This is a genomic window from Burkholderia semiarida (assembly GCF_029268935.1).
In the GTDB taxonomy this organism is placed as follows: Bacteria; Pseudomonadota; Gammaproteobacteria; order Burkholderiales; family Burkholderiaceae; genus Burkholderia; species Burkholderia semiarida.
Genome location: NZ_JAHLCL010000007.1, coordinates 1,688,382 through 1,712,920 on the forward strand (window position 1 = coordinate 1,688,382; position 24,539 = coordinate 1,712,920).

The 24,539-nt window shown below is 67.2% G+C and carries 30 protein-coding genes, 1 tRNA gene and 1 riboswitch; of the genes, 14 read left to right on the plus strand and 17 right to left on the minus strand.

The features are described from left to right. Positions 1-170 precede the first annotated feature (170 nt). Entirely contained in the window at positions 171-974 is an 804-nt protein-coding gene (locus KPB06_RS20780) for an EAL domain-containing protein (protein ID WP_059574247.1), read from the plus strand. Between the two features lie 218 nt (positions 975-1,192). Here KPB06_RS20780 and KPB06_RS20785 read toward each other — a convergent pair whose 3' ends face one another. Next, positions 1,193-1,603 carry a GFA family protein gene (locus tag KPB06_RS20785; RefSeq protein WP_059574248.1) on the minus strand — a complete coding sequence of 137 codons (411 nt, stop codon included), beginning with the start codon at positions 1,601-1,603 and terminating at the stop codon, positions 1,193-1,195. Between the two features lie 152 nt (positions 1,604-1,755). Beyond that, positions 1,756-2,547 carry an IclR family transcriptional regulator gene (locus KPB06_RS20790; protein WP_099316095.1) on the minus strand — a complete coding sequence of 264 codons (792 nt, stop codon included), beginning with the start codon at positions 2,545-2,547 and terminating at the stop codon, positions 1,756-1,758. A 113-nt stretch (positions 2,548-2,660) separates the two neighbouring features. Between KPB06_RS20790 and KPB06_RS20795 the strand changes: the two genes are divergently transcribed. Then, complete coding sequence (locus KPB06_RS20795) at positions 2,661-3,848, plus strand: acyl-CoA dehydrogenase (protein WP_060011435.1); 1,188 nt, start codon at positions 2,661-2,663, stop codon at positions 3,846-3,848. A 137-nt stretch (positions 3,849-3,985) separates the two neighbouring features. Here KPB06_RS20795 and KPB06_RS20800 read toward each other — a convergent pair whose 3' ends face one another. Further along, positions 3,986-4,624 carry a peroxiredoxin gene (locus tag KPB06_RS20800; protein WP_006476788.1) on the minus strand — a complete coding sequence of 213 codons (639 nt, stop codon included), beginning with the start codon at positions 4,622-4,624 and terminating at the stop codon, positions 3,986-3,988. Positions 4,625-4,941: 317 nt separating this feature from the next. Here KPB06_RS20800 and KPB06_RS20805 point away from each other — a divergent pair, with 317 nt between their 5' ends. The 3 genes from KPB06_RS20805 (at position 4,942) to KPB06_RS20815 (ending at position 6,243) form a co-directional block, all read left to right on the plus strand. Beyond that, on the plus strand, positions 4,942-5,244 hold the full coding sequence (locus KPB06_RS20805) for an ElaB/YgaM/YqjD family protein (protein WP_006494044.1): 303 nt from the start codon (positions 4,942-4,944) through the stop codon (positions 5,242-5,244). A gap of 122 nt (positions 5,245-5,366) precedes the next feature. Then, entirely contained in the window at positions 5,367-5,756 is a 390-nt protein-coding gene (locus tag KPB06_RS20810) for a phage holin family protein (protein ID WP_059574251.1), read from the plus strand. A 43-nt stretch (positions 5,757-5,799) separates the two neighbouring features. Further along, positions 5,800-6,243, plus strand: coding sequence for a DUF3318 domain-containing protein (locus tag KPB06_RS20815; protein ID WP_059574252.1), 444 nt, complete (start codon positions 5,800-5,802; stop codon positions 6,241-6,243). Between the two features lie 67 nt (positions 6,244-6,310). Here KPB06_RS20815 and KPB06_RS20820 read toward each other — a convergent pair whose 3' ends face one another. The 7 genes from KPB06_RS20820 to glyA form a co-directional block, all read right to left on the minus strand. Continuing rightward, on the minus strand, positions 6,311-6,757 hold the full coding sequence (locus tag KPB06_RS20820) for a type IV pilin protein (RefSeq protein WP_059574253.1): 447 nt from the start codon (positions 6,755-6,757) through the stop codon (positions 6,311-6,313). Next, on the minus strand, positions 6,754-7,281 hold the full coding sequence (locus KPB06_RS20825) for a hypothetical protein (RefSeq protein WP_179231713.1): 528 nt from the start codon (positions 7,279-7,281) through the stop codon (positions 6,754-6,756). The genes KPB06_RS20820 and KPB06_RS20825 overlap by 4 nt, the downstream gene beginning before the upstream one ends. A gap of 143 nt (positions 7,282-7,424) precedes the next feature. Then, the gene (locus tag KPB06_RS20830; RefSeq protein WP_059574254.1) at positions 7,425-8,258 is read right to left on the minus strand and encodes a type IV pilus assembly protein; all 834 of its coding nucleotides are present in this window, start codon (positions 8,256-8,258) and stop codon (positions 7,425-7,427) included. Next, a complete protein-coding gene (locus tag KPB06_RS20835; RefSeq protein ID WP_059574340.1) occupies positions 8,248-8,661 on the minus strand; it encodes a type IV pilus modification PilV family protein in 414 nt (137 codons plus the stop codon). Before KPB06_RS20835 ends, KPB06_RS20830 begins: the two co-directional genes overlap by 11 nt. Beyond that, the gene (locus tag KPB06_RS20840; RefSeq protein WP_059574255.1) at positions 8,658-9,221 is read right to left on the minus strand and encodes a GspH/FimT family pseudopilin; all 564 of its coding nucleotides are present in this window, start codon (positions 9,219-9,221) and stop codon (positions 8,658-8,660) included. The genes KPB06_RS20835 and KPB06_RS20840 overlap by 4 nt, the downstream gene beginning before the upstream one ends. A 153-nt stretch (positions 9,222-9,374) precedes the next feature. Beyond that, positions 9,375-9,854: a transcriptional regulator NrdR gene (gene nrdR, locus KPB06_RS20845; RefSeq protein ID WP_050011738.1), complete on the minus strand. Its 480-nt coding sequence runs from the start codon at positions 9,852-9,854 to the stop codon at positions 9,375-9,377. A gap of 6 nt (positions 9,855-9,860) precedes the next feature. Then, positions 9,861-11,108 carry a serine hydroxymethyltransferase gene (gene glyA, locus KPB06_RS20850; protein ID WP_059574256.1) on the minus strand — a complete coding sequence of 416 codons (1,248 nt, stop codon included), beginning with the start codon at positions 11,106-11,108 and terminating at the stop codon, positions 9,861-9,863. Positions 11,109-11,245: 137 nt separating this feature from the next. Continuing rightward, positions 11,246-11,346: riboswitch (ZMP/ZTP riboswitch) on the minus strand. Between the two features lie 180 nt (positions 11,347-11,526). Here glyA and KPB06_RS20855 point away from each other — a divergent pair. The 9 genes from KPB06_RS20855 to KPB06_RS20895 all read left to right on the plus strand — a co-directional run bounded on the left by KPB06_RS20855 (position 11,527) and on the right by KPB06_RS20895 (position 18,104). Further along, on the plus strand, positions 11,527-12,273 hold the full coding sequence (locus tag KPB06_RS20855) for an SDR family NAD(P)-dependent oxidoreductase (protein WP_059574257.1): 747 nt from the start codon (positions 11,527-11,529) through the stop codon (positions 12,271-12,273). 121 nt (positions 12,274-12,394) lie between these two features. Next, positions 12,395-12,880 carry a tol-pal system-associated acyl-CoA thioesterase gene (gene ybgC / locus KPB06_RS20860; RefSeq protein WP_059574258.1) on the plus strand — a complete coding sequence of 162 codons (486 nt, stop codon included), beginning with the start codon at positions 12,395-12,397 and terminating at the stop codon, positions 12,878-12,880. Between the two features lie 144 nt (positions 12,881-13,024). Beyond that, positions 13,025-13,702 carry a protein TolQ gene (tolQ, locus tag KPB06_RS20865; RefSeq protein ID WP_059574259.1) on the plus strand — a complete coding sequence of 226 codons (678 nt, stop codon included), beginning with the start codon at positions 13,025-13,027 and terminating at the stop codon, positions 13,700-13,702. A gap of 10 nt (positions 13,703-13,712) precedes the next feature. Further along, the gene (gene tolR / locus KPB06_RS20870) at positions 13,713-14,162 is read left to right on the plus strand and encodes a protein TolR (RefSeq protein ID WP_006484943.1); all 450 of its coding nucleotides are present in this window, start codon (positions 13,713-13,715) and stop codon (positions 14,160-14,162) included. After that, entirely contained in the window at positions 14,159-15,214 is a 1,056-nt protein-coding gene (gene tolA, locus KPB06_RS20875; protein ID WP_059574260.1) for a cell envelope integrity protein TolA, read from the plus strand. The genes tolR and tolA overlap by 4 nt, the downstream gene beginning before the upstream one ends. A gap of 109 nt (positions 15,215-15,323) precedes the next feature. After that, on the plus strand, positions 15,324-16,619 hold the full coding sequence (gene tolB / locus KPB06_RS20880; protein ID WP_059574261.1) for a Tol-Pal system beta propeller repeat protein TolB: 1,296 nt from the start codon (positions 15,324-15,326) through the stop codon (positions 16,617-16,619). 17 nt (positions 16,620-16,636) lie between these two features. Next, complete coding sequence (pal, locus tag KPB06_RS20885) at positions 16,637-17,149, plus strand: peptidoglycan-associated lipoprotein Pal (RefSeq protein WP_006484980.1); 513 nt, start codon at positions 16,637-16,639, stop codon at positions 17,147-17,149. A 19-nt stretch (positions 17,150-17,168) separates the two neighbouring features. Beyond that, a complete protein-coding gene (gene ybgF, locus KPB06_RS20890) occupies positions 17,169-17,918 on the plus strand; it encodes a tol-pal system protein YbgF (RefSeq protein ID WP_006484965.1) in 750 nt (249 codons plus the stop codon). 109 nt (positions 17,919-18,027) lie between these two features. After that, a tRNA-Lys gene (locus KPB06_RS20895) sits at positions 18,028-18,104 on the plus strand. 128 nt (positions 18,105-18,232) lie between these two features. On the opposite strand, the gene KPB06_RS20900 is transcribed toward KPB06_RS20895, so the two are convergent. The 7 genes from KPB06_RS20900 to yiaA all read right to left on the minus strand — a co-directional run bounded on the left by KPB06_RS20900 (position 18,233) and on the right by yiaA (position 24,426). Next, positions 18,233-19,180 carry a fatty acid desaturase family protein gene (locus KPB06_RS20900; protein ID WP_196485200.1) on the minus strand — a complete coding sequence of 316 codons (948 nt, stop codon included), beginning with the start codon at positions 19,178-19,180 and terminating at the stop codon, positions 18,233-18,235. Continuing rightward, the gene (locus tag KPB06_RS20905) at positions 19,177-19,794 is read right to left on the minus strand and encodes a phosphatase PAP2 family protein (protein ID WP_059574342.1); all 618 of its coding nucleotides are present in this window, start codon (positions 19,792-19,794) and stop codon (positions 19,177-19,179) included. The genes KPB06_RS20900 and KPB06_RS20905 overlap by 4 nt, the downstream gene beginning before the upstream one ends. Further along, entirely contained in the window at positions 19,791-20,948 is a 1,158-nt protein-coding gene (locus KPB06_RS20910) for a glycosyltransferase family protein (RefSeq protein ID WP_059574263.1), read from the minus strand. The genes KPB06_RS20905 and KPB06_RS20910 overlap by 4 nt, the downstream gene beginning before the upstream one ends. Continuing rightward, a complete protein-coding gene (locus KPB06_RS20915; protein ID WP_059574264.1) occupies positions 20,945-21,694 on the minus strand; it encodes a hypothetical protein in 750 nt (249 codons plus the stop codon). Before KPB06_RS20915 ends, KPB06_RS20910 begins: the two co-directional genes overlap by 4 nt. Next, complete coding sequence (locus KPB06_RS20920; protein ID WP_059574265.1) at positions 21,691-22,707, minus strand: hypothetical protein; 1,017 nt, start codon at positions 22,705-22,707, stop codon at positions 21,691-21,693. The genes KPB06_RS20915 and KPB06_RS20920 overlap by 4 nt, the downstream gene beginning before the upstream one ends. 70 nt (positions 22,708-22,777) lie before the next feature. Next, the gene (locus tag KPB06_RS20925; RefSeq protein WP_059574343.1) at positions 22,778-23,842 is read right to left on the minus strand and encodes a glycosyltransferase family 2 protein; all 1,065 of its coding nucleotides are present in this window, start codon (positions 23,840-23,842) and stop codon (positions 22,778-22,780) included. A gap of 140 nt (positions 23,843-23,982) precedes the next feature. Then, positions 23,983-24,426: an inner membrane protein YiaA gene (gene yiaA / locus KPB06_RS20930; RefSeq protein WP_059574344.1), complete on the minus strand. Its 444-nt coding sequence runs from the start codon at positions 24,424-24,426 to the stop codon at positions 23,983-23,985. Positions 24,427-24,539: the final 113 nt, after the last annotated feature.

A 24,539-nucleotide genomic window follows, 5' to 3' on the forward strand; every position in this document is an offset into this window, starting at 1 on the left:
TTTACGAATAGTAAAACCAATTACGAATAGTGAAAACAACGTAAACCCTAATCGTTCGCTCGGAGACGGGATAACCATATGAGCGAAACGCCGAGCCGAGCGCGGCGCGCGCTGCTAATATCAAGACAACGAGGCGGCCCTATCGGCCGCCATTTTTCCTTTTCACGCCGATGATTCCGCCTACCATCCCCGAGCTGGTCGCCCGTGCCGGGCAACTGCCGTATCTGCGGGAACACCTCGCGCTTGCCGAAGGCGGCACCGCGTGCGCGAATCTGCCCGAGCGCACGCTCGCCAGTGCGTACGAGCCGATCTACGACGTGACGATGCCCGGCGCGCCGCAATCGACGTCGTTCGCCGACGCGATCGAGCGCTACGGCGACGAGCTCGGCTTCCAGGCCGTCACGCTGGTCACGGGCGCGCAGCACGATCCGGTCGACGCGGCCGTCGACGACCAGACGCTCGTCGCGATCGACCGCCTGTCGCGCGCGCTGCACGCGATCAATTTCTTCGGTGCGCAGCGTCACGGTCTGCTGTTCCTGCGCGTGCACGAGCGGCTGCTCAAGAGCGTGAAATACGACCACGGCAAGCATTTCTCGTCGGTGCTGCAGCGCTTCGGGCTGCCGCCCGAGCGGATCGTGATCGAGCTGCCGGCGGTCGCGGTCGCCCACAAGACGTTCCTCGGCTACCTGACGCGCAGCTACCAGCATCACGGCTTCAAGGTCGCGGACAAGCTGCCCGACCCGGGCCGCATCCTCGCGGTCGAATCGGACATGGCGCGCCCCGACTACATCAAGATGGATGCGGGCATCGCGCTGCGCGACGGGATGGTCAAGGCGCTCGTCGCCTATGCGCAGCGCGTGCGGATTCCGCTGATCTTCGACGGTGTGGTCGACGAGACGCAGTGCGAGCTGCTGCGCCAGCACGACGTGCGGTTCATGCAGGGGCCGGTGTTCGCGAAAGTCGTGACGGCCTGAGCGGCGCGGCGGAAGGTGCGCGCCGCGCGCGGGACGTGGCACGCTGGATGACGGCGTGTCGTGCCGCTTCGGGAGTCGGGTTGCAGGTTTCAGGTTTCAGGTTTCCGCACCCGGCGTCGCTCGACGCCGGCCGGTTTCTTGTTCTTTACGCGGAAAGGTCGGACCTGCTTGCGCGCGAGATCCACACCGGCGCGTCGGCGTGAACCAGCCGCCTATTCTTATTCTCTTCCACCGTCGTCGTACTTCGGCAGATCGTCGTCGATCTCGATGCCCGGGAAACGATCTCCGTACCAGACATGCCACGCCGGACGCAGCCGCGACGGCTCGTCGAGCGTCGCGTAATTGATCTCGACCGTCCGCGGCGCCACGGAGCGCCGGTATTCGAGCTGCGCGCCGCAGCGGCCGCAGAAACGCCGCTCGCCCCACGCGCTCGACGCATAGACGGTCGGTTCGCCCTGCAGGTATTCGAATGCGTCGATCGGCACCGATGCCGATGCGACGACCGCCGCGCCCGTCGTACGCTGGCAGAGCCGGCAGTGGCAGAAGCCGGCATCGGCCGGCAGGCCGGCGATCCGGTAGCGAATCGCGCCGCATGCGCATCCGCCTTCCATCGTTTCGGGGTGCGGCATCGCGAACCTCGTGATCGTCAGGACACAGGCGAACGATGATGAGCGCGGTTCGCCCGTCGCACAATACGCAACCGCGCCGCCCCTTCCGCTTCCGCCCCCGCGACCAACGAACCCGTTGCCGGGCGACGGCGACCTGCGCGCGCGCTCGTTGCTCAGACCGTCTGCCCGAGCCGTTGCGCGAGCGCCTTCAGCTTCGGCCCGACTTGCGTGCGGAACACGCCCTCGTCCATCGACGATGCGGGGCCGCTGCAGCTCAGGATCAACCAGCGCCCCTCGCGCGGCTCGCGAAACGGCACGGCTGCCGCATTCACGTCCGTGTGCCACGCGCGGAACGAATAGCAGCAACCGCTCGCCGAGAACTCGGCCACCGCGTGCTGCGCGGCGGCGACGAGCGCATCGGCATCGGCCGCGCCGCCGGCCGCGCGGTGCAGCTCGGCATAGAGCGCGCCGCGCACGTCCTCCGGCTGCACGGCCAGGTACGCGCGCCCCATCGAGCTCGTCAGCATCGACAGCCGCGAACCGGGCGCGAGCCCGAGCGTCAGCGCGGTCTCGCTGCGGATCGTCTCCAGATAGATCATGTCGAGCCCGTCGCGGCAGCCGAGCGATACGGCCGCGCCAATCTCGCGCGCGAGCGCCTGCATGTGCGGCCGCGCGAGATCGATCGTCCCCGAGCCCGACAGCAACGCGTAGCCGAGCGACAGCACGCCGGCGTCCAGCGCATACTTGCCGAGCGTCTCGTCGTAGCGCAGATAGCCGAGCACGGTCAGCGTATAGGCGAGCCGGTTCACCGTCGCCTTCGGCAGGCCGGTGCGTTCCGCGAAATCGCGATTGCCTAGCATCGTCTCGCCGGGCCGAAAGGCGCGCAGCAGGTCGAGCCCGCGTGCGAGCGCGACGACGAACTTGCGCTCGTCGATCGTGGTGTCGTCGGTGGTTGAAAGCGTCATCCGGTGCTACACTGAGTTCAATTTGCAAAACATTGTTCCGCACAGCGGAACCATAGTCAAGCGAACTTTGGCATGGGGCCGGCTGGAAGACCGGACCAACAGGAGATGAGACGATGAGTGCTGCAACTTTTCATTGGGACGATCCGCTGCTGCTCGACCAGCAACTGACCGAGGACGAGCGGATGGTGCGCGACGCCGCGCAGGCCTACGCACAGGACAAGCTCGCGCCGCGCGTCACCGAAGCGTTCCGCCACGAACGCACCGACGCGGCCATCTTTCGCGAGATGGGCGAACTCGGCCTGCTCGGCCCGACGATTCCCGAGGAATATGGCGGCCCCGGCCTCAACTACGTGAGCTACGGGCTGATCGCGCGCGAAGTCGAGCGCGTCGATTCGGGCTACCGGTCGATGATGTCCGTGCAGTCGTCGCTCGTGATGGTGCCGATCTTCGAATTCGGCTCCGACGCGCAGAAGCGGAAATACCTGCCGAAGCTCGCGACCGGCGAATGGATCGGCTGCTTCGGGCTGACCGAGCCGAACCACGGCTCCGACCCGGGCAGCATGGTCACGCGTGCGAAGAAGGTGCCGGGCGGCTACGCGCTGTCCGGCGCGAAGATGTGGATCACCAACTCGCCGATCGCCGACGTGTTCGTCGTGTGGGCGAAACTGGAAGAAAACGGCAAGGACGCGATCCGCGGCTTCATCCTCGAGAAGGGCTGGAAGGGCCTGTCGGCGCCGGCGATCCACGGCAAGGTCGGGCTGCGCGCGTCGATCACCGGCGAGATCGTGCTCGACGAGGTGTTCGTGCCCGAAGAGAACCTGATGCCGAACGTGAGCGGCCTGCGCGGCCCGTTCACCTGCCTGAACTCGGCGCGCTACGGGATCGCGTGGGGCGCGCTCGGCGCCGCCGAGTCGTGCTGGCACACCGCACGCCAGTACGTGCTCGACCGCCAGCAGTTCGGCCGGCCGCTCGCCGCGAACCAGTTGATCCAGAAGAAGCTCGCCGACATGCAGACCGAAATCACGCTCGGCCTGCAAGGCGTGCTGCGCCTCGGCCGGATGAAGGACGAAGGCACGGCCGCCGTCGAGATCACGTCGATCATGAAGCGCAACTCGTGCGGCAAGGCGCTCGACATCGCGCGGCTCGCACGCGACATGCTCGGCGGCAACGGCATCTCCGACGAATTCGGCGTCGCGCGCCATCTCGTGAACCTCGAAGTGGTCAACACGTACGAAGGCACGCACGACATCCACGCGCTGATCCTCGGCCGCGCGCAGACGGGCATCCAGGCGTTCTTCTAATGATTCGGCCATGACGCACGCGGCGGCGGCGATGCCGCGCCCGCGAGCGCCGCCACGTAAAAGGCCCGCCCGGCATCGCTGCCGGACGGGCCTTTGTCATCGCAGCCGCGGGCGGGGGGGGGGGGCTGCGTCGATGCTTACTTGTTCGGCTGCGGCGTCAGGCGCAGATACGGACGCACCGCGTTGAAGCCCTTCGGGAAGCGCTTTTTCAGTTCTTCCGGATCCTGCAGCGACGGCACGATCACGACGTCGTCGCCGTCCTTCCAGTTGCCGGGCGTCGCGACCTTGTAATTGTCGGTCAACTGCAGCGAATCGATCACGCGCAGCACTTCGTCGAAATTGCGCCCCGTGCTGGCCGGATAGGTGATCGTGAGCCGCACCTTCTTGTTCGGGTCGATCACGAACAGCGAACGCACCGTCAGCGTTTCGTTCGCATTCGGGTGAATCATGTCGTACAGCTGCGACACCTTGCGGTCCGCGTCGGCGATGATCGGGAAGCCCACGACCGTCGACTGCGTCTCGTTGATGTCGTTGATCCAGCCCTTGTGCGATTCGACGCCGTCGACCGACAGCGCGATCACCTTCACGTTGCGTTTCTCGAATTCGCCCTTCAGCTTCGAGGTCAGCCCGAGTTCGGTCGTGCACACCGGCGTGTAGTCGGCCGGGTGCGAGAACAGGACACCCCAGCTGTTGCCGAGCCACTCGTGAAACTTGATGGTGCCCAGGCTCGATTCCTGCTCGAAATCCGGTGCGATGTCGCCAAGACGCAGACTCATGATGTTCCCTCCTCGAACGATGCTGGTTGAAACCGCGCGCCGGACAGCGCGGGGCAGTCCATCAGCTTACGGGAAGCAATGGGCCGTGCGAACGATTATTCCGTTTGATATTCATACTTTTTTGTCATTTTTACCCGGCGTCGTGGGAGAACGGACGGCAGCGGGGAAACTTTTCAATCCCTTTGCCGCTCTGTTCATCATTACAAGTCGTTTACCATGCAGTCTTGCGCTGCCGCCGTGCGTCTTCCCGGCTCGCCAGCAGGCACGGGTTTCGCTACGATGTGAACCTGCAGCATGACAGCACGAAGGGAGTTGCAATGTCGGAAATCAACAAGGAGAAACTGATGTCGGATATCAAAACCGTTCTCTCGGACGCCGAAGACCTGCTCAAGCAAGCTGCGAGCAGCACGGGCGACCGTGCGGCCGAGCTGCGCGAGAAAGCCATGTCGCGCCTGAAGCAGGCCAAGGAAAAGGCAGCCGACGTCCAGGTCGTGGTGGTCGAGAAAGGCAAGAAGGCCGCGCGCGCGACCGACGACTACGTGCACGAGCATCCGTGGACGTCGATCGGCGTGGCTGCCGGCGTTGGCGTGCTGATCGGCCTGCTGATCAACCGCAAGTAACGCGCTTTGCGCCGTTTCGTCCCGCGGGCCGCATGATGACGCGGCGCGCGGGCGTCGAAGCCGGCCGGCCTGCGCCGGCGGCTTTGTCCTAGCTGCTCACTGTACGCGCAAGCACCGCATCCATGACGACAGACACCCCCTCGCAGCCGTCCGGTCAAGGACCGCTGCGCCGCCTCGTCGGTTCGGCCATCGGCCTCCTGCAAACGCGCCTCGAACTGGTGGGCATCGAGCTTGCCGAGGAGAAGGAGCGCCTGATGGGCGTGCTGTTCCTCGGCCTCGCCGCGATGATGCTCGCGACAATGGCACTCATCAGCCTGACCGTGCTGATCGCGATCGCGTTCTGGGATACCTACCGCTGGCAGTCGCTCGCCGCGATCACCGCGCTGTATGCCGTTGGCGGCATCGTATGCGGGCTGAAGGCGCGCTCGGGCCTGCGGGGCGCGCCAACCGTGTTCGAGGCGACGCTCGCCGAACTCGAGAAAGACCGCGACCTGTTCCGCGGCAAGCCGTGAACGCCCTCGCGCTCATCCCTTCCACCTACTTCGCCGACGCGCCATGAGCCAGAACATCACGGGCAATCCATCCCGCTCCCATTCGTCGCGATCGAACTGGAGCGCGTCGCAGCACCGCGCGCTGCGCAAGGAACTGCTGATCCTGCGATCCGAAGTCGAGCGGCTCGAACTCGCGGAAGCCGCCGCCGAAATGCGCCAGGCCGTCACGCGCTTCAGCTGGCTCAAGGTGTTCATCCCCGGGCTGTCGACCGGCAAGTTCGGCCAGTCGGCCAGGAACCTGAACGCAAGCCTCGGCCACCTCGTCAACCAGTATCCGATGCTGAGTTCGCTCGCGTCGCTCGTGCTCGCGAAACCCGTTCGCTCGCTGCTGCGCGCAAGCGCGGGCCCCGCGTTGAAGTGGGGCACGCTCGGCTTCGCCGCATGGGAGGTCTACCGGATCTGGAAGCAGTCCCGCGACGAGCGCGGGCTCGACGCACGCGACGACTGACCGCGGGCCTCCTGCGCGCACGGCCATGCGCGGCCGCGCGCGTTCGTTGCGCGCGTTCGTTGCGAACTCAGCGCACGCCCCAGCAGGCAGCGCCTGGTTCGTCGGCGCCCCCACTTCCCGCATTGCCTTTCGTCCCGTCCGAGCGCAGCGTGAACATGCCGCATGCATCGTCGCGCATCGGCCCCGTGTCGAGCGGCGTCGCTACCAGTTCATAGCTCACCGGCGACTCGTCGCCGTCCGGCCGCCCGAGCGTCAATCGATACACGGCCGGCCCGTCCGGCGGCGCCTGCGCGAGCGCGTCCGGCAATGCCGCCGGCGGTGCACCGTCGAGCGTTTCGAGATACTGGGCCGCACGGTACAGCGCGGACACCGCCGACGCGCGGTGAACCCGCACGACATGCTCGCGATACGACGGGATACCCCACCCGGCCAGCACCGCGACGATCGCGAGCACGATCATCAGTTCGATCAGCGTGAACCCCGCCGCTCGAACCCTGAACAGGCGGCCGTTCATCGAAGCACCGCCGCGACACGACGCCAGCGCAGCACGACGATATGGCCGTCCCGCATCGCAACCTGGTGCTGCAACCATACGGCACTCGACGCGTGCGCGCCGACACCGCGCGCGGTCACAAGATAAGCGCGGTCGCGTGCCTGCCCTGCCGGACGCCGCCACGCCTCGATCAGGCATCGCGGCGGCTGCTCGGCCATCGGCCATTCGGCGAATGGCGTGAACGCTTCGGCAGCCGCCAGCGGCGGCATGCGTCGCCATGCGTCGGGCTCCGCATGCGATTCGCTTTCGTACACATACGGCGCCGAGCCGCGCAGCAATCGCGCGGTACACGCGGCAAGCGCGGCATCGGCCGCGTGGAATGCAATCAGCCGATCGGACAATGCGCGTGTGCGGCGCGACTCCGTCAGCGCGGCGTCGAACCATGTACCGGTCAGTGCCGCGACCGCTGCGCCGATGGCGATCACCGCAGGCAACGCAAGGCCCGCATCGCGCCGCCACGCACGGCGACCGGGCCAGAAACGCATGTTCGGCTCGCGCGGAGTCGCCGCTGGAACGCGAGCACGTACGGCGTGCTGCCGATCGCCGCCGCTCGCGACGCCGCGCTCGTGCGCGTGGCCAGCCTCGCCGCGTCGCGAGATGCCATCCCGCGCGTATCGCGATGCTCCGCTCATCGCGCCACCTCGCTTGCTCGAATGGCATCATGCGACGCAGCGTCGGCGGCGAGCGCGACGTTGCGCAACGCGACGATGCGATCGAGCGTCAAACGGGCGCGGCCGTCCGACGCCACGGCAACGCGGCCGTGGCAGTCGACCTGACGCGCCGGTTCGCGTATCGGCTCGCCGCGCGCCCTGACGCAGACATGCACGGCCACGACCTCGCGCCAGTCGTCGGCACGCATCGCGTCGGCGTCGACGAACCGCATGGCGCCGCGACGCAAATAACGGATGCGCAACTGATCGATCCCCGCCACGACGGGCTGCGGCGTGCCCGGACGGCCGCTTCCTTCGCAATACAGTTCGGGCTCGCCCGTCGACGGGCTGACATGCGCATCGAAGCGATTCTCCACCGGCGCCGGCTCGCCCGGCTCGCCGACACCCTGCCCGAGGCAATCCGACGCCTGGCCGCTCACCGTCGTCCACGTGGACACGGCATCGCCGACATACCGGACCAGCAACGCGTCCGACGCCGAACGCGCGGGCTCGCAGCGCACCTGTGCGCCGCTACCGCGCACGCGTGCCGTCGAACAGCCGAACACCGGCGGCAACGGCGATGCCGCTTCGGCATCGAGCGGCCGGAAACCCGCCATCTGGATCTGCTGACCGATCAGCATCAGCGCGGCCGCCGCCGCGTCGCGCATCCTGAACCCGTCTTCCGCGCGACGCTGCGCAATGCGCTGCGCGTGGTACAGCGCACCGGCCGCCGCGAGCACGAGCAGCCCGACGGTCATCGCAATCAGCACTTCGAGCAGCGTATGGCCACACGTACGGCGATCAGCGCTCATCGCGTGCCCTCTCCCGAAACGGTATCCGGACACACGATCGCGGCTGCGCTGACGACGCCCCTGCCGCATCGCAGCGCGGCGACGCGCCCCCGTTGCCGCGCCGCCAGCCGACGACCGCGTAGCGGACGCCGCCCGGCCCGCCGTCGAGCGTCATCGCGCCACCGGGCAACGACGTCGCCGCCGACGCCGCGAGGCCGTCGTCGACCGCCGCCGCGGCATGCAGACGCTCGATACGTGCATCGGCCAGCCACAGCGCGCGCTCGCGCCAGATCGTCGCGCGCTGCGTACGCGCCATCGCGAGCTGGCTGCCGGCGACCGCCAACATCACGGTGGCGAGCAGCGCGATGGCGAGCGTCGCCTCGAGCAACGACGTACCGCGCATGGCATGGCGCATGGCGATCATGCCGCGTCGCAGCGGCCGGCGACCATCCGCGCGCGGCCGCCGGCCGCGATGCGCACGCAACGCGATGCGCGCGCGTCGTCGGCATCGGACACGCCGCGCCTCGGACGCAACTCGAAACGCCGGATCCCGCCGATCGACTGGCCGGCCGGCGGTGCGAACGCGAGCTCATGCGCGGCGCCCACGACGGCCACTTCCGCATCGCGCGGATAGCGTCGCAGCACACGCGAGTACCCGTCGACCTGCCCGCTGACGATCCAGTCGCACGACCATTCGGCCGGATCGCACCGCTCTCCGGCACGCAGGCAGGCGCCGTCGCGCCCGGCGCGGCACAGCGTGACGCGCGTACCGAGGCGCGTTGCCTCGGTACGCGCAAACGACAGCGCACCGAGCAGCGCGCGCGAGCGGGCATCCACGCGTTCACGCATGCGCCACTGGTCGAACGTGGGCACCGCATAGAGCGCCAGCCCCGCCGCCAGCGACAGGGCGACCATCAGCTCGACGAGCGTGAATCCGCCCGATCGTTGCACCACATTCTTCAAGGATTGAGCGCCCGGTTCCATCGCAATCGTCCTCCGCCACGGTGATGCGACGACTGTAGCGGCGCGTGCGGACGCACGCCATTGGCCGAACGGCCGACTGGCGACATGCGATCGCGACCGACACAATCGGCGCGAATCGAACCAACGGAGCAGACGATGAACGAACGCAGCGCGTCAGCGCTTACGCGGGGTCTTGGCGGGAGAGGCGCGACGGAACTCTTCGATCACGTCGGCAAATTCGGAGACATCCTCGAACTGGCGATACACCGATGCGAAGCGCACATAGGCAATCGTATCGAGGCCGCGCAACTCGTTCATCACGAGCTCGCCCAGCTTCTCGCTACGCACTTCACGCTCGCCAGTCGCGAGCAGTTGATATTCGATGCGGGCGACCGCCGCATCGATCGCGTCGGCGGCAACCGGCCGCTTGCGCAGCGCGAGTTGCATGCTGGCGACGATCTTGCGACGGTCGAATTCCGTGCGGCTGCCGTCCTTCTTCACGACGAACGGCAGCGACAACTCGACCCGCTCGTACGTCGTGAAGCGCTTGTCGCAAGCCGAGCAGCGACGGCGCCGCCGAATCGCGGCGCCATCTTCGGACACGCGCGAGTCGACGACCTGCGTGTCGTCATGCCGGCAGAACGGGCAGCGCATCGGCGATCAGCGATAGACCGGGAAACGCTTGGTCAGCTCGGCGACCTGCGCGCGCACGCGCTCGATCGTCGCCGCATCTTCCGGGTTCTCCAGCACGTCGGCGATCAGGTTGCCGACCTGCTCGGCTTCCGCCGGCCCGAAGCCGCGCGTCGTCATCGCCGGCGAGCCGAGACGGATGCCGCTCGTCACGAACGGCTTTTCCGGGTCGTTCGGGATCGCGTTCTTGTTCACCGTGATGTGCGCCGCGCCGAGTGCCGCTTCCGCTGCCTTGCCGGTGATGTTCTTGGCGCGCAGGTCGACCAGCATCACGTGGCTTTCCGTGCGGCCCGACACGATCCGCAGCCCGCGCTTGACCAGCGTTTCGGCCAGCACGCGTGCGTTCTCGACCACCTTCTGCTGATATGCCTTGAACTCCGGCGACAGCGCTTCCTTGAACGCCACGGCCTTCGCCGCGATCACGTGCATCAGCGGGCCGCCCTGGATACCCGGGAAGATCGCCGAGTTGATCGGCTTCTCGTACTCGGCCTTCATCAGGATCACGCCGCCGCGCGGGCCGCGCAGGCTCTTGTGCGTCGTGGTCGTGACGAAATCCGCGTGCGGCACCGGGTTCGGGTACACGCCCGCCGCGATCAGGCCCGCGTAGTGGGCCATGTCGACCATCAGGTACGCACCGACCGACTTCGCGATCTTCGCCAGACGCTCGAAATCGATCTTCAGCGCGAACGCCGACGCACCCGCGACGATCAGCTTCGGCTTGTGTTCGTTCGCCAGCTTCTCGGCCGCGTCGTAGTCGATGTCTTCGTTTTCGTTCAGGCCGTAGCTCACCACGTTGAACCACTTGCCCGACATGTTCACCGGCGAGCCGTGCGTCAGGTGGCCGCCATGCGCGAGGCTCATGCCCATGATCGTGTCGCCCGGCTTGAGCATCGCGAAGAACACGCCCTGGTTCGCCTGCGAACCCGAGTTAGGCTGCACGTTCGCGGCTTCCGCGCCGAACAGCTGCTTCACACGGTCGATCGCCAGCTGCTCGACCACGTCGACGTACTCGCAACCGCCGTAGTAGCGCTTGCCCGGGTACCCTTCCGCGTACTTGTTCGTGAGCTGCGAGCCCTGCGCGGCCATCACGGCCGGGCTCGTGTAGTTTTCCGACGCGATCAGCTCGATGTGATCTTCCTGGCGGCGGTTTTCCTGCTCGATCGCCGCGAAGATTTCGGGATCGACGTTCGCGATGGTGCTTTGGGCTCTGTCAAACATACGGTTTCCGTTAAGTGTGTACAGGTTGACCGGAGTGGCCGAGTACGGTGCGCTGCTGGCGAGACCAGCTCGACGTGGCGGAAGAATCCGTATGACGCGAGGCAGGACAGCCACCGGCGATGCACGCGACGGCGCACAACGGCTGCCCAGGCGAACGGCAAAAACGGCGCCCCGCGCTTCACGGTGGGATGCTCCACCTTGAACCCGAAGGGTTCTATCGCCAGTCACGCAGGGGTGATGAGCGCATTAGTGTATTGGATGCGTCATGAATAGGCAACCGCGCGGCAGGGCGCCCGAATCAATTGGGGCCGGACTCTACGCGCCCGTGCCGACACGCTTTGCCGCCTTGCCGCGGTGCGGCATTCTCAGTAGGCTTGCGGGATTCCACCCGCTATTCCGTTACCGACCAGGAGCAGCAATGATCGTGTTCGTCACAGGCGCGTCCGCCGGCTTCGGCGCCGCCATCTCCCGTGCCTTCGTCAAGGGCGGCCATCGCGTCGTCGCGACCGCACGCCGCAAGGACCGTCTCGACGCGCTCGCCGCCGAACTCGGCGACGCCCTGCTGCCGCTCGAGCTCGACGTGCGCGACCGCGCGGCCGTCGAGGCCGTGCCGGCCGCCCTCCCCGCCGAATTCGCGGCGCTCGACGTACTCGTCAACAATGCCGGCCTCGCACTCGGTGTCGAGCCGGCCCAGAAGGCGAGCCTCGACGAGTGGCAGACCATGATCGACACGAATTGCTCGGGCCTCGTGACCGTCACGCACGCATTGCTGCCCGGCATGATCGCGCGCGGTCGCGGCCATATCTTCAACCTGGGCTCGGTGGCCGGCACCTATCCGTATCCGGGCGGGAACGTGTACGGCGCGACCAAGGCGTTCGTCAGACAATTCAGCCTGAACCTGCGCACCGACCTGATCGGCACGCCGTTGCGCGTCACCGACATCGAGCCGGGCCTGTGCGGCGGCACGGAGTTCTCGAACGTCCGCTTCCGCGGCGACGATGCAAAGGCGGCGAACGTCTACCAGAACGTCCAGCCGCTCACCGCCGAGGACATCGCCGACACGATCTACTGGATTGCGACGCGCCCCGCTCACGTCAACATCAACACGATCGAAATGATGCCGGTCGCGCAAGCCCCGGCCGGCCTCACGGTCCATCGCGGCTGACACGTCGCCCGCAGCCGCGGGCCGGCCTCCGGCCGGCCCGCGGTGTGCCATGACGGTGTGCCACGACGCACTACATTCCGTTACGAATCGGTTACGAATCCGGTCTTTGCCTTCCGGTAGAATGCGCGCCATGACTCAGCCCACCCGCTCCCCGGAAGCGCCGTCCGGCTTTACCTGGCCGGTGCGCGTGTACTACGAGGATACCGACGCAGGCGGCATCGTCTTCTATGCCAACTACCTGAAGTTCTTCGAACGCGCCCGAACCGAGTGGCTCCGCGCCTGCGGCGTCGACCAGCGTCGGCTCGCCGACGATACCGGTGCGATCTTCATCGTGCGCAACACGTCGCTCGACTACCGCGCGCCGGCGCGACTCGACGACACGTTGACGATCACGAGCCGGCCTGGACGCATCGGCCGCGCGTCGGTGGAATTCACGCAGGAAGCCTGGTGTGGCGACACGCTGCTCGTGGTCGGGCACATCCGCCTCGGCTGCGTCGACCGTCACGGCATCCGGCCCGCGGCCATCCCGCCGGCCGTGCTCGACGCGCTGCAACGCGGGCCCGTCATCGACGCCGGGCAGACTGGTTTGTCAACGAAGCTCGCATGAGCGCCGTTTAGACACAGCCTATGAACTTGCCGTTCTGATTCGATACTAAGCAAGGTTCGGCGTCAGGCATGGCCGGCGCGCCGCGCCGCACGCACGCCGGACGCCCTTGCCGGGCACCCCCGAAGGGACGTTACTCAAACCTCTATGAATACTGTTCAAGACCTGTCGATCATTTCCCTCGTCCTCAACGCGAGCGTGCTGGCCCAGGCCGTGATGGGGCTGCTGCTGCTGCTGTCGCTGATGTCGTGGACCTTCATCTTCCGCAAATGGTTTGCCATCCGCCGCGCGCGCGCGCAGACCGAACGCTTCGAAAAGGACTTCTGGTCGGGCGGCGACCTGCAGGCGCTGTATCAGAGCGCAGCCAACAACCGCCATACGATCGGCGCACTCGAGCGGATCTTCGAATCGGGGATGCGCGAATTCCTGAAGGGAAAGGAAAAGCGCCTGAGCGACCCGGGCCTCGTGCTCGACGGTGCGCGCCGCGCGATGCGCGCGTCGTTCCAGCGTGAAATGGACGTGCTCGAGGCGAACCTCGCGTTCCTCGCGTCGGTCGGCTCGGTCAGCCCGTACATCGGTCTGTTCGGCACGGTCTGGGGGATCATGAACTCGTTCCGCGGCCTCGCGAACGTGCAGCAGGCCACGCTCGCGAACGTCGCGCCGGGCATCGCCGAGGCGCTCGTCGCCACCGCGATCGGCCTGTTCGCCGCAATTCCGGCGGTGGTCGCGTACAACCGCTACGCGCACGACATCGATCGCCTCGCGATCCGCTTCGAGACCTTCATCGAAGAGTTCTCGAACATCCTGCAGCGTCAGGCCCAGTAAGGAGCACGCCATGGCAGGAAGCCCCATCCGATCCAGCATGCGCGGCGGCCGCTCGCGCCGCGCAATGGCCGACATCAACGTCGTGCCGTACATCGACGTGATGCTGGTGCTGCTCGTGATCTTCATGGTCACCGCACCGCTCGTCGCCCCGTCGATCATCAACCTGCCCACCGTCGGCAATGCCGCGCCGCAAGAGCAGACGCCGCCCGTCGTCGTCAACATCAAGGCCGACCGCACGATGAGCGTCAAGTACAAGGGCGACTCGGGCGCGACCCAGGAAGACACGATGACGAAGGCCGAGCTCGACAGCTTCATCTCGGCCCGGCAGGCCGATCACCCTGACCAGCCGGTCGTGATCGCAGCCGACAAGACCGTGCAGTACGATGCCGTCATGACCGTGATGTCCGATCTGAAGGCGCGCGGCGTCAAGCGCGTCGGCCTCCTCGTCAAATCGCAATGAACCGGCAGCAATCCACGCGCAGATCCGCGTACCCGCTCCAGCCTCCCCGCGAGCGCGGGACGTGGCGCGCGTTCGCGCTCGCCGCGCTGATGCACGTGCTGCTCGCGCTGTTCCTCTATCACGGCGTGCAGTGGCAGAACAGCACGCCGGCCGGCGCCGAGGCCGAGCTGTGGACCGAAGTGCCCGACGTCCCCGCGCCGCGGCCGGTGGTCACGCCCGCGCCGCCCGCGAAGGTCGCGCCGCCCCCTGCCCCGGTGCGCGACGAACAGGCCGACATCGCGCTGCAGCAGAAGAAGCGTCAGCAGGAAGCAGCCGCGCGCGAAGCGCAACTCGAGCAGCAGCGCCGCGCCCAGCAACTGAAGGCCCAGCAGGAAGAGGAAGCCCGGCGTGCGCAGCTCGCCGCGCAGCAGGCCGCCGCCCTCGCCGCCCAGAAGGCCGCGGAACGCGACAAACAGAAGCAGGCCGAGAAGCTCAGGCAACAGCAGCTCGCCGAGCAGCAGAAACTCGAACAACAGAAGCTCCAGCAGCAAAAGCAGGCGCAACTCGAAGCACAGCAGGCGGCGAAGGCGAAGGCCGACGCGGCCGCGAAGGCCAAGGCGGAAGCCCAGGCCAAGGCGAAGGCCGAAGCCGCGGCGCGCGCGAAGGCCAATGCGGCGGCGAACGCGAAGCTCGACCGCGAGCGCAGCGCGCGACTCGCGCAACTACAAGGCCTGTCCGGCGCCGGCGAAGGCGGCGGCGACGGCCTGGCGAAAAGCGGCACCGGCACGGGCTCCGGCGGCAATGCCGCGACGCCCGGCTATGCCGACAAGGTGCGCCGCCGCGTCAAGCCGAACATCGTTTGGGGCGGCGAGCGGGCAGGCCTGACCACCGTCGTCAAGATTCGGTGCACGCCGTCCGGTGACGTATTGAGCGCATCGGTCTCCCGCTCGAGCGGGAATTCGGGGTGGGATCAAGCCGTGGTGAATGCGATCCACGCGTCGGTCCCGTTGCCGCCCGATTCTAACGGCCGTACCCCGTCCGACATTACGATTACCTTCAAGGCGGCGGAGTGAAACGAAATGCGCTTACACTCCGGGCGTCGCTGTCGGATGGGAACGAATCGGGTATTTTTACTGTCTCTGCGGTTGCGCAGCGATCCAAGCCATACGGGAAGCAAGAAGCATGAGTTTGATGACAAAGCTAGGTTTCAGGGCACTCGTGGCCTCGTGTCTGATTACGGCGGGCAGCGCCGCTAACGCCCAGGTCAACGTGCTGATCACCGGTGTCGGGTCGACCCAGTTCCCCATCGCCACCGCGAATTTCACGAACGAGGCGAACCTGCCGCAGCAGGTCACGTCGATCGTGCGAGCCGACCTCGCCCGCAGCGGCAAGTTCACCAACATCGACGCAGGCAGCACGCCCGTGCCCGAGACCGCCTCGGTCGATCTCGGCGCATGGAAGGCAAAGGGCGCGAACGCGTTCGTCGCCGGCAGCGTGAACCGCGACGCGAACGGCCAGTACAAGGTCAACTTCATCCTGTACGACACCGTGAAGCAGCAAAGCCTTGGCGGCCTGTCGCTGACGGCCACCGACACCACGCTGCGCACGGCCGGCCACAAGATCGCCGACTACATCTACCAGAAGCTGCTCGGCGTGCGCGGCGTGTTCGCCACGCGCCTGTCGTACGTGATCAAGACCGGTAATCGCTACCAGCTGCAGATTTCGGATTCGGACGGCCAGAACGCGCGCATCGCGCTGTCGAGCACCGAACCGATCATCTCGCCGGCGTGGTCGCCGAGCGGCACGAAGGTCGCGTACGTATCGTTCGAGCGCAAGAAGCCGATCGTCTACATCCACGACCTGCCGACCGGCCGCCGCTACATGGTGTCCGACCAGAAGGGCAACAACAGCGCGCCGGCGTGGTCGCCGGACAGCAACACGCTCGCCGTCGCGCTGTCGCTGACGGGCAATACGCAAATCTATACGGTCAACGCGAACGGGGGCGGCCTGCGCCGTCTCACGCAGAGCAGTTCGATCGATACCGAGCCGTTCTACTCGCCGGACGGCCGCTGGATCTACTTCACGAGCGATCGGGGCGGTGCGCCGCAGATCTACCGGATGCCCGCCCAGGGTGAAAGCGCCGGTGCCGCGCAGCGCGTGACCTTCACCGGCAGCTACAACACGAGCCCGCGCGTGAGCCCGGACGGCAAGCTGCTCGCTTACATCTCCCGCACGGGTGGGGGCTTCAAGCTGTACGTTCAGGATCTGCAGACTGGCGCGGCGAACGCCATCACGAATACCAATCGCGACGAATCGCCGAGCTTCGCGGCAAACGGCCAGTACCTTCTGTACGCTACCCAGTCGGGTGGCCGCAACGTTCTGGCCGCCGTGCCTTCCGACGGCAGCGCGCCGCCGCAGATCCTGTCCGTCCAGGGCGGCTCCGTTCGCGAGCCGTCGTGGGGGCCCTTCATGCAATGACCACAAGGAGAGTAACCATGATGTCGAATAAAGCTCGTCTGGCCCTGGCCGTGATGATGATCAGCGCGCTCGCCGCGTGCAAGTCGGGTGTGAAGCTCGACGACAAGGCAAACAACGCGGGCGCAGTCAGCACGCAGCCGAGCGCCGACAACGTCGCGCAAGTGAACGTCGACCCGCTGAACGATCCGAACAGCCCGCTCGCGAAGCGCAGCATCTACTTCGACTTCGACAGCTATTCGGTGAAGGACGAGTACCAGCCGCTGATGCAGCAGCACGCGCAGTACCTGAAGAGCCACCCGCAGCGTCACGTGCTGATCCAGGGCAACACCGACGAACGCGGCACGAGCGAGTACAACCTCGCGCTGGGCCAGAAGCGTGCGGAAGCCGTCCGCCGTGCGATGGCCCTGCTCGGCGTGAACGACTCGCAAATGGAAGCCGTGAGCCTCGGCAAGGAAAAGCCGCAGGCAACGGGTCACGACGAAGCATCGTGGGCGCAGAACCGTCGCGCCGACCTCGTCTACCAACAGTAAGTAACGGAAGAATCGCCGTATGACGCACCGTTCAACCTGGCTGCGCGTTGCCGCAGCATTCTGCGTCGCGGGCGCGGCGTGGTCGGCCGCGCCGGCGCACGCCGGCATGTTCGACGACAACGAGGCGCGCCGCGCCGTGCTCGATCTGCGCAGCAAGAGCGACAACCTGTCGAGCCAGTTGTCGGCCGCTCAGCGTACGATCCTCGATCAATCCGGCCGTATCGACCAGCTGAACCAGCAGGTCGCGACGCTGCGCGGCGAGAACGAGGATCTGACGAACCGGCTGACGACGCTCGAGCGGCAGCAGAAGGAGTACTACCAGGATCTCGACACGCGGCTCAAGAAGTTCGAGCCACAGCAGGCGACGATCGATGGTGTCGAAGGCACCGTGCAGCCGGGTGAAACGGATGCGCTCAGCGCGGCGCAGCAGCAGTTCCGCAACGGCAACTTCAAGGCGGCGGCGGCTTCGTTCCGCGCGTTCATCGCGAAGTATCCGCAGAGCCCCTATCAGCCGACCGCGCAGTACTGGTACGGCAACGCGCAATACGCGCTGCGCGACTACCGTGGTTCGACCGCGACGTGGCAAGGGATCGTCAGCAAGTTCCCGCAGCACCCGCGCGCGGCCGACGCCCTCGTGGCGATCGGCACGAACCAGCTCGAACAAGGCCAGAAGGCGGCCGCGAAGAAGACGTTCGAGCAGGTCGTGTCGCAGTACGCCGGCTCGAACGCGGCGCAGACGGCGCAGGGCAAGCTCGAAACGATCAAATAATTATCGTGGCGCGTTGTTGACAGCCCTGCAACCCGTCGCTATAATCTTTTGCTCTTTAGGTCGTTGCCCCAGGTTATTGAAGCAACGAACCGACAGGTTTCAAGAACGTGGGGTGGTAACTCAGTTGGTTAGAGTATCTGACTTTTAATCAGAGAGTCGAGGGTTCGAGTCCCTCCCACCCTACCAACTATCTTCGATAGTGCAAAAAAGCCTCCCTCGCGGAGGCTTTTTTGCGTCTGTCGCCTGGCCGTTCGAGCCTGAATGCTCGACGATGCTCGTCCACACTCAATCGCGCGCGACCTGATCCCGGCCGATCACCGCACGCTCACGTCGCGCAGCACCGCACCATATCCCGCATACAGATTGCCGTCGGGCAGCAACCGCAACTGCGCGAGTTGCCGATGCACGACCGGCAGGTTATGGAACGGCATCCGCGTGAACAGATGATGTTCGATATGGAAATGAATCGCATGCGGGCCGAACAGGAACGTCTGCCACGAACGCCGGACGATCGTGCGTGCGTTGCGGCTCTGGTCCGCGCCGGCCGGCAGCCCCGCATGCTCGAAGATCGCGCGCACCTGCCCGGCGAACGGCAACAGCGTGACGGACGGCACGATCCACAACGCGACGTACAGCAGCGGATGTCCGGCCAGCGCGAGCGCGCCGAACAGCGCGCCGTTGCCGACCAGCATCGACGCGATCTCCCACGCCGCATACGCCCGCGATTTTTCGACCTTCGGCAACGCATGCGCGAACGCGCCGCGCGCGAGCTTCACGACGCTCGTCACGTAGCCGATCCCGCATGCGTACGCGAGCAGGCGGACGATCAGCCGCGAGCGCGTCACCGGATAGTCGTGCACGCCGAACAGCAGCGCGACGGGGTCGTCCGCCTGCATCGGCGCGCGATGGTGCTTCAGATGGCCGGCCCGATACGTGCGCAGCGACAGCCATAGCGGGCCGGCCGCGAGCAGTTGCCCGAGCACGTCGTTGACGTGCCGGTTGCGCGCGAGCAGCCCGTGCGCCCCTTCGTGCATCATGACCGCGAGCGCGAGCTGGCTGCGCGCGATCACGATCGCCGCGCACGCGTAGGCAAGCGGATGCGCAAACGCGATCGCCGCGGCGAACGCGGCGGCGATCATCAGCCAGTCACCCGCCAGCGCCACGCCGACACGCGCCGTGCTTACGCGAAACAGCACTGGATCGGGCACGAACCGCGCGAGCCCGGCGTTCGATCCGACGCGGTGAACGTGCGTCTCCGTCACGCAAGCCTCCTGCGCAGCGAACGCCGCTCCACCCATCGCGCGCTGACCGCCGCGAGCACGACCCCACCCAGCACGTCGGCGACCGTATGCTGCTTGAGCGTCAGCGTCGACGCGCAGATCAGCAGCCCGATCGCCGTCGCGACGATCCGGCGCCGGTCCGCCAGCATCCGGCACGCCAGACACGTCACCGCGACATGCAGGCTCGGGAAGCCGTTGGCCGCAAGATCGAGCTGCCACATGCGCGCAAGACGCCGACGCACGAACGCATTGCCGATCTCCGCGATGTCGGGCCGCGGCACGGCTTCCGGAAACAGCAGGAAGCAGATCACACCGAGCACGAACGCGATCAGCACGGCCTCCCTGAACGCGGCGAATGCGGACGGCCGCGCATACGCGGCGAGCGCAACCACGAACGGAAAGAACGCGACATAGACGAACCACGACCACGCGATGAATGGAATCCGCGCATCGATCGCCGTGGCCAGCACGTAGCGCGGCGTGACGCCGCGCTCAAGCAGAAAGAAGATCGCGAGACCCGCGACCATGCCGAATGTCGCGGCCAGCATCTGACGGACATCGGGCCGGCGATCGTCATGCAGCATTCGCGTATTCATCGCGGCGTCGGCGCCTCGCATCGGGTTTGCGCATCGGCCGCTCGCGCATGCGGACACAGCGTGAGGAGGTGCGATGTCCACGCGTCGACACGCGCACGCGCATGCTCGCGGCCCGCGAGCGTCCCCGCCGGCGTACCGGGATCGCGCATCAGCGCGATCGACGCCTGCGCTACCTCGCGCCGGAATGCCGCCGCATCGCCACGCCATGTGACGACACGGTGCACGAGCCGCAGCCGTGCCGCGCGCGCGGCGTTGCTCGCCTGTTCGGGTTGATCGGTCTGTACGAGCAGGATCGGGCGGCGATACACATGCGCGATCGACAGCGCGGCCATGCCGGGCGCCGACACGATCAGCGGCGCATGCGCGGCGCGCGTCGGCCAGCCGGCGTCGACGCCGGTCCAGCCGTCGTGCCCGGCGTAGCCCTCGCCCACCCGGTGTGCGGCGAGCCCCGCGTCGCGCATGCCGGCCGACAGCGCATCGGCGAGCGCGACGTCGCGAAAGTGCGGATTCAGATAAACAGCCGCGGCAGCGGATTCCGGCGCCGGCAGGTCGGCGACGATCGGCACCGGCGTCGGCAGCCGGCGATGCCGGTGTGAGCGCTGCACATCGTCGGCGAAGCCGTACGCGAAATCGTGCTCGATGCGGCCCAGCGCCGAATCGATCTGCCAGTCGACGATTCGCGCGAACGCACGCGCCAGCACGCGCGGCAGCCGCGCATCGAAATTCGCGGTCAACGCGCGGCGCAGGCTGCCGCCATACACGTGGACGACGCGACGCCGCCAGCCCGGCACCGCGCCCATGAACAGCAGCGCCGGATGAAACGAGTCATTGATCACGAGATCCGCATCGCGCACGATCGCGCGCAGCCGCGCGATGTCGCGCAACATGCGGGTCGGCCTGAACACGTAGTGCGCGACATTGCGATCGGTCGCGTCGCGCAGCATGTTCTGCCGCTCGTCGAACTGCACCGCGTAGTGCCGCGACAGCACGTCCGCGTCGATGCCGAACGCGGCGAGAAACGCCCGCCCGGCGTCGGACGTCGTCAGCACGTCGACCTGCGCGCCGGCCGCGCGCAACGCATGCACGAGCAGTTGCGCACGCATCAGATGGCCGCGTGCGTCGGCCGTCGCGAGATAGACGATGCGCGGCATCATGCGCGCGGACGAAGCGACTGGATCCAGCCGGCTGCAACCATCGCCAGCGCGCCCGTCACGCCGAAACCGGCTTCGATCGCGCGGATCTCGTCCAGCAACGCGGCGAGCGACGCGGCCTCCGACGGCTCGACGAGGCGACGCAGCGTATCGGCGCAAAGCCGCACGTGCCGCGTCTCGTCGGCGAGCACGCGCGACAGCAGCGGATACAGCGGATGCGCGTCGCCGATCGTCGCGCAGTGGCGCGCGAGCACGCGCATCGCCATCTGTTCCGCGCACAGGCCGGTCGCATACGCGGGCACGAGTACGCCTTGCGCGAAATGCGGCGCGTAGCGCTGCGCGAGCCGGCGCCATCGCACGATCTTGCGCCGGCTCAGCCAGTCGGGTGCATGCGGCCCGGTCGACGTGTCGACGCCGCGCTCGCGCAGCGCATCGGCAAACGCGGCCGCGTGGCGGCGCTCGTCCGCGAGATGCTGGTCGATGCGCGGCGCGAGCCAGCCCGGCGGCTGTCCGGTCCAGTCCTCGTGCAACGCGCACTCGGTCGCTTCTTCGCCGATCAGGTACATGCGCAGCATCCAGCGCTCGCCATGCGTGCTGCGATGCAGCTGCCGGATCGCCGCCCGCTTGATGCGATCGACGAGATACGCACGCACCCGCGCCGGGCCACGCGGCACCGGCGTATCGAGACAATCGAAGCGCTCGCCGTACGCGGCCCGCGACGACGCGGGCAATTCGTTTGCCGCGGTCATGCCGGCTCGCTGCGTGCCGATGAAGATTTCGTCGCGGCAGCGGCTGAAGCAGCCGGATCGCGACGCCAGCCGAGGATCAGGCCGACGAAGCTTTCCTGCAGGAACGCATGCGCGGAGGCCGCCGCGCCCGCGAACGCTTCCTCGCGGCCATTCACGCGCAGATAGCCGTTGCCGTCGCGCGCGCCGAACTCGATGCGGTCGTTCTTCCGAAAGCCGCGTTCGCGCACGTCCTTCACGAGTGCGCTGCCGTCGAGGCCGAACAGGAACAGCTCGCGCTGCGCGACCCACACCGGAATGTGATTGCTCAGCGCATCGAAGCGGATCGACCACGTGCCGGACGCGAGCGCGCGATCGACGTCGGCATCGCCCGGTGCGTTCGACGTGAAGCTCGCGCGCGCGACCGCCTTCGTCAGGCCGCCGACACCGAGCGCGATCGTGATGTCGTCCGCGGACGGCTGCTTCGGATCGGTCGCACTCACCTTCACGAGATGACGCGCCAGCCGCGATGCGAGCGTCGGATGCGCGAACAGCGCAAGCGTTTCGTCCGGTGTGAGCACGTCGCGCTCGCGATCGCCCTCCTTCACGCGCACGCGATACGGATCGATCCGCACGTCGGTGAACTTGCCGCGCACGGGCACATGGACGTACACGTCACGATCCCATTTCCGGCCGTCGCGACGCAGCAGAACGTGCACGCTCAACGGCACACGCCGCCCGTCGGCATCGACGCCCGTGCCTTGCAGCAGCACGTCGCCGAGCACGTCCTTCGTGCGGCGGCTCGCCTCGCTCGAGAAAACGATCGTGTGCGCATCGGTATCGATGCTCGCGTGAACGTCGGGCGCATCGAGCGCGACGCGATTGCAGTCCGACGCGGCGGCATTCGTGAACGGGCAGCCGCTTTGCGACGTGAAGTGAAAAATCCCGCGCCCCGCCCGATCGACCGGTGCGGCATCGGCGCCGACGCTGGCGGCAAACAGGGCGAGACAGGCAACGCGGGTGGCGAGTGAGGGCATGGTCGTCGTCGGAAGGGAATCAGGATATCGAAGTGTCGTGGCCGCGCCGCGAGGCGTGGCGCCATTTCAATCAATGACGGTGATAAGACAGTGCGTCGAGATCGCGCCGGGCCGATGCGCGTCCCGTGAGCCCGAAACCGCGCGCGAGCGCGCCGAGCGTATCGACGGCGGATGCGGCGATCGTGACGCCGACGGCCGCCAGATAGCGAACCGCGCCCAGTCGCGGCAACTGCTGGCGATCGAGCGCGCGCAGGCTGTAGCCGAGCCGCATCGCCATCACGCAGAACGGGCCGAGCGGGCCGCTGCGGCCGAGCCACTGCCATTGACGCGGCAGGTACGCGTTCACGAGATGCGGCGTCAGCCCGACGCTGTCCTCGCCGCGCATCCAGCGCAGCTTCAGCGATTCGCGACGTGTGTCCGGCAGCCGATGCTCGGTATGCGCGGCCGGTGCGAATTCGACGGCCACGCCAGCCGCCTGCATCCGCAGCCCCATCACCTGGCAATGCGCGCGATAGACGCCGTCAAGCGGCTCGTAACGGAATTGCGCGAACACGTCGCGTCGGAACGCGACGTTGTTGGCGTAGAAATTGCGCGTCGCGCCATCGCGTAGCGGGCTCGGGAAATACATGAAATCGATCGACGTCAGCGCGATGCCGAGCACGTTGGGCGCGTAGCTGGTCCGCCCCGCCACCGCGACGGGCGCGTCGCCCGCGTCGCGTGCGAACGGTGCAAGCAGATGTTCGAGCCAGTCGTCGGCCGGCCGGCAGTCGGCATCGCCGAATACGACGATGTCGCAGCGATCGGCATCGACGCGATCGAAGCCGTCGTTCTTTGCATCGTAGTAGCCGGTGCTCGCACCGATCTCGACGAAGTCGATCGGGCGGCCGGCCAGCGCGGCGATTTCCGCGCACGCGTCGGCGGGCAGGCCGTCGTGCGTGATGATCCATTGCGCAAGGGCGGCCGGCGGCACGGTCTGTTTCGACAGCGCCGCCACGAGGCGTTTCAGGCTGTCGACGGCCTGCGCGAGGCCCGCGCCGCCGCGCAGGTTGTTCGTCTCCAGCACAAGCGCGGCGTGCGCGGCCACGGAACGGGCGGCCAAGCGCGCCCGCGCAGCGGTATCAGTGAAGTTCGGCATCCGGAATATCTCCATCGTCATGCGTGACGGCATGGACGAAACGAAAAGACAGCGGGGCCGCGGCGCGCCGGCGAATGCGGGCGCAGCGAGCGTCGTCGCGCAACGGGCGGCCTCGGCGGGCGCGCCCGCTGCGCCTGCCGTCACTCGTGGATCGACGGTGCGGAATCGGCGTCGGTATAGCGCGGCTTCGCGTTCTGCAAGTCGCGCGTGTTCTTCTGCACGGCCACCGAGCCGAACAGCGCGAGCACGAACGACATCGCGTAGAAGCCCTTCTCGCTCAGTTGCAGCGTCGCGTTGAAAAGGCCGACGATCAGCAGCGCGATCGACAGCAGCAGCGCGATCCAGCTGAGGCCGTAGTAGATGCCGGTGACGGGAATGCCTTCCGCGCGGTCGCGCACGCTCTTCTGCAGCGAGATCGCCGCATAGAGGCCGAACACCAGCACGGTGAAGTAGTAACCCTTCTCGTTGAGCTGCATGCCGGCGTTCCAGAGCCCGATCAGGAATGCCGCGAAACCGGCGAGCAGCGCGGCCCACGACGCGGCCACGAATGCGAACGACGGTTGCTGGATGGTGGTCTGGTTCATTGCTTTGCCCTCTCTTTCTTGTTGTTCGAAATCGTTGTCGTTGAACTGCGTTTTGCGCATGGTAGCAGCTTTGGCGCGCGGCATCGCGGCCGCGGCGCCGAGCGATTCGACCG